The 7,365-nt window shown below is 58.8% G+C and carries 8 protein-coding genes; all 8 read left to right on the top strand.

What is annotated here, in order from left to right:
* Positions 1-320 precede the first annotated feature (320 nt).
* On the top strand, positions 321-1,220 hold the full coding sequence (locus tag ACZ25G_RS05290) for a M14 family metallopeptidase (RefSeq protein ID WP_463681783.1): 900 nt from the start codon (positions 321-323) through the stop codon (positions 1,218-1,220).
* 284 nt (positions 1,221-1,504) lie between these two features.
* A complete protein-coding gene (locus ACZ25G_RS05285) occupies positions 1,505-1,858 on the top strand; it encodes a DRTGG domain-containing protein (RefSeq protein ID WP_191482938.1) in 354 nt (117 codons plus the stop codon).
* Positions 1,855-2,283 (top strand): ATP-binding protein, encoded by a 429-nt coding sequence (locus ACZ25G_RS05280; protein WP_463681782.1) that lies wholly within the window; start codon positions 1,855-1,857, stop codon positions 2,281-2,283. Before ACZ25G_RS05285 ends, ACZ25G_RS05280 begins: the two co-directional genes overlap by 4 nt.
* Before the next feature lie 56 nt (positions 2,284-2,339).
* Positions 2,340-3,671: a [Fe-Fe] hydrogenase large subunit C-terminal domain-containing protein gene (locus ACZ25G_RS05275; RefSeq protein ID WP_191482940.1), complete on the top strand. Its 1,332-nt coding sequence runs from the start codon at positions 2,340-2,342 to the stop codon at positions 3,669-3,671.
* Positions 3,668-4,015: a DRTGG domain-containing protein gene (locus ACZ25G_RS05270; protein WP_342682384.1), complete on the top strand. Its 348-nt coding sequence runs from the start codon at positions 3,668-3,670 to the stop codon at positions 4,013-4,015. The genes ACZ25G_RS05275 and ACZ25G_RS05270 overlap by 4 nt, the downstream gene beginning before the upstream one ends.
* 530 nt (positions 4,016-4,545) lie before the next feature.
* Entirely contained in the window at positions 4,546-5,331 is a 786-nt protein-coding gene (locus ACZ25G_RS05265; RefSeq protein ID WP_463681784.1) for a PHP domain-containing protein, read from the top strand.
* Between the two features lie 266 nt (positions 5,332-5,597).
* The gene (locus tag ACZ25G_RS05260; RefSeq protein WP_342682386.1) at positions 5,598-6,314 is read left to right on the top strand and encodes a hypothetical protein; all 717 of its coding nucleotides are present in this window, start codon (positions 5,598-5,600) and stop codon (positions 6,312-6,314) included.
* Positions 6,311-7,365 (top strand): nitrilase-related carbon-nitrogen hydrolase (locus tag ACZ25G_RS05255; protein WP_463681781.1); only part of this gene is annotated, 1,055 nt, incomplete at its 3' end. The genes ACZ25G_RS05260 and ACZ25G_RS05255, both read left to right, overlap by 4 nt.

The following is a 7,365-nucleotide window of genomic DNA, read 5'->3' as shown; positions in this document are numbered from 1 at the left end:
ACGACCTTTCCTTTATATATCATTTCACTGGAGATGGTTTCTTCATATAAATTTTTCATCATATTCCTCCTTGCGGCGAGTCGCCGCGGCCAAATCGCGCCCCTCCCGGGGCGGATATCGCGCTATGGTTTCAATCGCAACCTAGTTGCGGGTGTCGCGGACGGTGGTTTTAGTTAGGCCATGAGCGCGTCATGCCCGCCGCTAGGCGCGCCCCGGTAGGGGCCGCTAGGTCTATTATAGCACAAAGGGGAAAGGGTGAATAGAAGGGGAAAATTTTTCATAGAAATGATACTGACTATAAAAGGAAAAGGTGTTCAGCCATGGAAGAATACGGCCCGCGCCCCTTTGGATACGGGGATTTAGAAGAAAAAATAAAGAAGATCAAGGGGGCGAAGGGCCCTGTCAAAGCCTTTGTCATGGGCAAATCGGTGCTGGGCCGGAGCATCTACGCCCTGGGGATGGGGCAGCTGCGGCAGCCAGCGCTGATGGTGGGGGCCACCCATGGGCTGGAATCCATCACCTCAGCGCTGCTGATGATGTTCGCCGAAGAGCTGATGGAGGCCCTGGGGAACCGGACCCAGATCTGCGGGGTGGATCCCCGCAGGGTGCAGGAGAGCAGGGGGCTGATCATTGTCCCCATGCTCAACCCCGATGGGGTGGAAATCGCCCAGCATGGGGCCCGGGGCTGTCTGCACCTGGCCAAGCGGATTTATGACATCTGCGACGGCCATTTTGAAAGATGGCAGGCCAACGCCCGGGGCGTGGACCTCAACCACAACTTTGACGCCGGCTGGGAAAAGCTGCGGCAGATGGAGATTTCCTACGGCATCCTCAAGCCCGCCCCCACCCGGTTTGGCGGCTACCGGCCTATGAGCGAGCCGGAGGTCAAAGCCATCGCCCATATCATCTCCTCCTTTGATATCAAGACCCTTTACAGCTTCCACAGCCAGGGGGAGGAGATCTATTACCACTACGGGCCCCATACCCCCATCCAGTCCAAGCTGATGGCCCAGATCCTGGCCTCCTCCAGCGGCTATACCCTCTCCGAGCCGGAGGGGATCGCCTCCCACGGAGGGCTCAAGGACTACTTTATCCAGAAATACCGGCGCCCGGGCTTTACCATCGAGGTAGGGCGGGGGAAAAATCCCCTGCCTCCCTCCGACGCGCCGGCGATTTATGAGAAAATCCGGGAGATGATGACCCTGGCCATGATCTTATAAGGATAAATTTGCCCAAAAAAGAGGCGGGAATATTTCCCGCCTCTTTTTACCTTCATAGAGAAGCGCCTCCTCCAGGAAGTTGGCGGGGAAATGGGGGAAGGAGACGGATTTCCCGCCGTTTTTTAGAGTTTATACAAAAACAGAGGCTCTCTTTGGAGGAAATATAGTTGCTATGTCGGCGCCGCAAATGGTATAATCAAAAAAATGGGGTGTTTTGCCTGTGGGAGAGCGCCCCGCCACAATGGAAACCGCCATGGATACTTTATCAAGCTAGGAGGGTCCCTATGACAGTCTCAGATGTACAAAAGATTTTAAAAGCACAGGTCATCTGCGGAGAGGATGAACTTTCCCGGGAAGTGCATACCGCCTGTGGCAGCGATATGATGAGCGATGTTTTGGCCTTTGTCAAGGATCAGTCGGTGCTCCTCACCGGCCTGGTCAATCCCCAGGTGGTGCGCACCGCTGATATGATGGATATGGTATGTATTATCTTTGTCCGGGGCAAGCAGCCCGATGACGCCATCATCGAATTGGCCAAAGAGCGGGATATTATCCTCATGGCCACCCCCTACCGGATGTTCACCGCCTGCGGCCTGCTCTATGAAAACGGACTCAAGGGAGGTTGCGATATATCGTGAGCGCGCCTGTGATTTTGAAATACAGCGTCCCCGGCGATGACTTTACCCGGGCGGGAGAGGCCTCCAGCGCGGTGAAAAAGGCGCTGAAAAAGCTGGGCGTGGCCCCCGACGTCATCCGGAAGGTGGCCATCGCCATGTACGAGGGGGAGATCAACATGGTCATCCACGCCGACGGCGGGGAGATCACGGTGGAGATCACCCCGGAATATGTGAATATGGTGCTGGCGGACACCGGCCCCGGCATCGCCGATATCAACCTTGCCATGAAGGAAGGCTATTCCACCGCGCCGGACAATGTCCGGTCTTTGGGCTTTGGCGCCGGCATGGGGCTGCCCAACATGAAAAAGTACACCGATGAGATGAAGGTGGAAAGCCAGGTGGGGGTAGGAACCACCGTGACCATGCGGGTCTATGTCCAATCGTAGGGCCCTGGAGGATTACGCCGTCCCCACTGGACGGTTTTGAGGAGTGACATGAAGGAATGGGAAACAGATTTCATTCGGTGACCCTGGATACCGACGCCTGCAAAGGCTGCATCAACTGCATCAAGCGGTGTCCCACCGAAGCGATCCGGGTTCGGGATGGAAAGGCCCATATCATCACCGAGCGGTGCATTGACTGCGGGGAGTGTATCCGGGTCTGTCCCAACCATGCCAAGAAAGCGGTCTATGACAGCCTTTCCATCATCGACGATTATGAATATACCATTGCTCTGCCGGCGCCCTCCCTGTACGGGCAGTTTAACAACCTGGACGACAAGGAGATTGTGCTGGACGCCCTGTTAAAGATGGGCTTCGACGCGGTGTATGAGGTGGCGGCCGCGGCGGAGATCGTCTCCGACGCCACCCGGAAGCTGATGAAGCAGGGAGCGCTGAAGCTGCCGGTGATCAGCTCCGCCTGCCCGGCGGTGGTGCGGCTGATCCGGGTGCGGTTTCACGAGCTGATCCCCAACATCCTGCCCCTCCACGCCCCCATTGAGCTGGCCGCCCGCATCGCCAAGAAAAAGGCGGCCAACCTCACCGGGTTGCCCATGGAAAAAATCGGGGCCATCTTCATCTCCCCCTGTCCGGCCAAGGTGTCGGCCATCCGGTACCCCTTGGGCGCCCAGAAAAGCTATGTGGACGGGGCGGTGGCCATGAGCGAGGTCTATCCCCGGCTCATCCACCTGATGAAGGAGCTGGAGGATGAGGACCAGTCGGACAAGGTGGTGGACGCCGGCCGGATCGGGGTAGGCTGGGCCAGCTCCGGCGGAGAAGCGGCGGCGCTGATCAACGAGAATTACCTGGCCGCCGACGGCATTGAAAACGTAATCAAGGTGCTGGAGGATCTGGAGGACGAGCGGTTTTCCGGTCTGGAATTTGTAGAGCTTAACGCCTGTAGCGGCGGCTGCGTCGGCGGGGTACTGACGGTGGAAAACCCCTACATCGCCAAGGCCAAGCTCAAACGGCTGCGGAAGTATCTGCCCGTCTCCTGCAACCATCTGCGGGATGAGCGGATGAGCAAGCTGGAATGGGACGCCCCGCTGGATAAGAGCAACGCCCTCCAGCTGGATCAGGATATGAACAAGGCCATGGAAAAGCTCAACGAGATGGAGGAGATTGTCTCCCGGCTCCACGGCCTGGACTGCGGCTCCTGCGGGGCTCCCTCCTGTATGGCCCTGGCGGAGGACGTGGTCAGGGGCTTTGCCCAGGAAGAGGACTGCATCTTTAACATGAAGGAGCAGATGGAGGAGTTCCTAGAGAAGATGGCGGATCAAAAAAGCTATATTGAGCCGCCCTTTACCATCAAAAAAGGCAGGGAGGAGAAAGAATGACAGTCAAGGAACTGACGGAACAATCGGGATTTGGGGTCCTCTGTCCCGGGGATCCTGAGCGGGAGATCAGCAAGGTCTACTGCTGCGATATGCTCTCTATTGCCATGGGGCGGGCCCCGGCGGACGGCGCCTGGGTCACCGTCATGGGCAATGTCAACTCGGTGGCGGTAGGGGCTCTGGCGGATGTCAGCTGTATCATCTTTGCCGAAGGGGTCCAGCCGGAGGAGGCCTGTATAACCCGGGCCCAGCAGCAGGATATCTGCCTGCTGGCCACCGAACTGCCCGTTTTTGAGGCGGCTTTGACCATCCACCGCCAGCTACCGCAGGGGGATGACGCGCCCTAAGTTACGTTTGTAACACCGCCGCGTTACCCGCGCGCCTGGCGGCGTGCAAGACGCGCCCACGGCCTAGTGGAAACCACTGCTGCGGCGCCCGCGACTAAGTTACCCATTGCGCCACAGCGCGGTATCCTCCAGCGGCAGGTGGGCCCTAGCGGGCAGCAGGTCGTGCCCATGGCCTAGTGGAAACCACTGCTGCGACACCTGCGACTAAGTTACCCATTGCGCCACAGCGCGATATCCTCCGGCGGTAGCCGGCGCGCCTGCGGCGGGCAAAACGCGCTTTTGGTCTTGTCCGCGACATTGCCGCGTCACCCGCGAATGGGTTACCGCCAGTGCCCATCCGCGACTTGGCAGTGGGCACTGCCCGCCCGCGATGCCCGCAGCCCTAGCGGGCAGCAGGTCGCGCCCCTGGTTTTATCCGAGACACTGCCGCGTCTCACGCGCGCCTGCGGCGGGCATGACGCGCCCTGGGTTTTATTTTGTAACACTGTTCGCGATGCCCGCAACTGAGTTGCGATTGACACATAAACGCGATATCCCCCGGCGGTAGCCGGTGGCAGCGGGCACTGCCCGCCCGCAAGGAGGGAGAAGCCATCAACCGGATCTATTATGACCTGCATATTCATTCAGCCCTGTCCCCCTGCGGGGACAATGACATGACCCCCAACAACATCGCGGGGATGGCGGCCCTCAAGGAGCTGGATGTCATTGCCCTGACCGACCACAACTCGGCGAAAAACTGCGGCGCCCTGATGAAGGCGGCGGCCCAGTATCCGCTGATTGTGCTGCCGGGGATGGAGCTTTGCACCAGCGAGGAAATTCATGTGGTCTGCCTGTTCGATACCCTGGAAAAGGCCATGGCCTTTGACGGATATGTAGACGCCCACTCCCCGGATGTAAAGAACCGGCCGGAGATCTTTGGGGAACAGCGGATCATGGATGAAAACGACGAGATCACCGGATATGTGGAGAAGCTGCTGATCAACGCCTCCTCCATTTCGGTGATGGAGGTGGGGCCGCTGGTGGAATCCTTCGGCGGGGTGGCTTATCCGGCCCACATCGACAAAAGCGCTTATTCCCTCCTCTCCAATCTGGGATTTCTCCCGCCGGAGTGGCAGTTCCCCCTGTTTGAGGTCAAGGATAAGACCAAGCTTCCCGCTCTGCGGGAGCAGCACGACTACCTGCGGCAGATTAACAGCGTCACCAGCTCCGACGCCCACTATTTGGGGGACATTGCAGAGCGGGAAAACTCGGTGGAGCTGGGGAACCTCACCGCCGGGGAATTTTTTGAGGCGCTAAAAAGGGGATTTTCCCTCTAAAGGAGAGAGACGTCATAGAAAAGAGGCTGTCACCGGCCATTGGGCCGGGGACGGCTTTTTTTTTGCGGGCAGGGCAGGGAGGCAGTGGCAGAAAAAGGAAGGAACTCCATCTTTTGGCGTGGGAAATATTGCCGGAAAATTATTGCCATACCGGGGGCAATCAAGTATAATTTACATTGTAACGTTTTGTCGTGGAAAGTCAGGAAAGGGCAAAACGGCATCCGGCCGGAACCGGCCGGAATCATGGGAACAAAAGAAGTGATTTCATGAAAAATATCCATATATCCATAGTCCCGCCCTTTGAGAAACCGGATCCGGCCAGCGACTTGACCGTTTTTTCCCCGGTGAAGGACTATGTACCCGAATATGACACCAAGGACTACCTGTCCCAGTGCATGGAATATGCCATCAAATACGGCACCTACCTGGTGCCGGCGGTGTTTTCGGCCTTTGACTACCTGTGCATGACCATCATCGACCGGGAGGGGAATATCCTGGGCGCCCAGCGGGCCACCCATCTCAATTCCCTGGCCCTGGGCCACTTCCGCAAGGCGGAGAGCCTGAAGATTTTCTCCACCGAGCTGGGGAACATCTTCCTCTGCGTGGATGTGGATATCTACCACCCCTATCTGCTGCGGATGGCGAAAGCCATGGGCGCCCAGCTGGTGGTGTCCTCCCAGTACTTCCAGAACCGGGATTACAACCGGAACCGGATCCTCTCCGGCCCCTGGAACACGGCCCAGCAGCACAGCCTGGTGGTGGCCAGCGCCAGCAACAAGCGGGCCTGCGTCACCGCGCCCTGCGCCGCCACCGAGGACGGCAGCGGGTTTGTGGTCTATCCCACCCCCACCCTGACCCTCTCGGCCCAGGTGGATGTGGAGGCCGCTGTGCCCGCCGTCTTTGACACCCCGCTGCCCAGCTTCCTGTCCCACGGCTTTATGCGGACCAACGCGGAATATCTGATGGGGGGCGGGAAGGAATGAAGGGATTTTCCCTGCGCATGGCGCGAAAGAAGATTATTTCCAAAACCAAGGCGAAAAAGCTGCTGGAGATGATTGACAACCTGGAAGTGATGCCCAGCGGCAACCTGAAACATATTGACCTTGCCGACATCAAGGTAGCGGCGATGAGCGTGACAGCCAAGACCTATTCCGGGCTGTTTGACTATATCGCCGATATGAACGCCTATGTCCAGAAGGCCCGGGAGGAAGGGGCCCAGCTGGTGGTCTTCCCCGAGTATACCGGCATGCTGCTCCTGTCGGCCCTGCCGGTGTGGAAACCTCTGTCCCGGGAGCTGGCCGCCGCCCAGGACCTGGAGGAGGCCCTGGGGATGATCGCCGACGTCATGGAGGAGCTTTCCGGGGTCATCGGCGACGTCTACCTGACCATATTCTCCGAGCTGGCAAGGCTCCATGACATCTATATCCTAGGCGGCTCCATCCTCTGTATGGAGGAGGACAGGCTTTATAACCGGGCCACCCTCTTTGACCGGTACGGCTACATGGTCCTGACCCAGGATAAGATCTTCCTATCCGCCCTGGAGCGGAAGATGGGCCTGGCTTCCGGCCGGGAAACCGCCGTGGCGGATACCGAAATCGGCTCCATGGCCGTCCTTGTAGGGGACGACGCCAAATACTTTGAGGTGGCGGATATCGCCGCCCGGAAGGGGGCCCGGCTCCTGCTCAACTGCGACCTGGCCCTGGGGCCCTATAATCCCTACGCGGCCCAGGTGGGGCTGGAGATGCGGGTCCAGGAGGCACGGGCTTACGGCGTCAAGTCGGTGCTGGTAGGGGAGATGCCTTTTGAGACAAAGCTTTACGCCAAATCGGGAATCTATGCCCCCTTCCTCTCCACCAACGACCTGTCAGGGGTGCTGGCCCAGGCCGACAGCTATATGCATGACGCGGTCCTCACCGAATCCATCGACTATGCCCGGCTGGAATATGCGGAGGACATCTATACCCACGACACCAATGAGGGGCTTCTGCGGAAAAACGCCCCCAAATGCTATCAGGTCCTGTCCATGGCCCCGCC

It is taken from the genome of Zongyangia sp. (assembly GCF_965361945.1).
Note: the sequence above shows the minus strand (reverse complement) of the source record. Positions and strands in the feature narration are given on the sequence as shown.

What these genes read in the sequence shown, in the direction of transcription:
- ACZ25G_RS05290 (WP_463681783.1), top strand. Translation starts at nt 321, where the DNA reads ATGGAAGAATACGGCCCGCGCCCCTTTGGATACGGGGATTTAGAAGAA.
- ACZ25G_RS05285 (WP_191482938.1), top strand. Translation starts at nt 1,505, where the DNA reads ATGACAGTCTCAGATGTACAAAAGATTTTAAAAGCACAGGTCATCTGC.
- ACZ25G_RS05275 (WP_191482940.1), top strand. Translation starts at nt 2,340, where the DNA reads ATGGGAAACAGATTTCATTCGGTGACCCTGGATACCGACGCCTGCAAA.
- ACZ25G_RS05270 (WP_342682384.1), top strand. Translation starts at nt 3,668, where the DNA reads ATGACAGTCAAGGAACTGACGGAACAATCGGGATTTGGGGTCCTCTGT.
- ACZ25G_RS05260 (WP_342682386.1), top strand. Translation starts at nt 5,598, where the DNA reads ATGAAAAATATCCATATATCCATAGTCCCGCCCTTTGAGAAACCGGAT.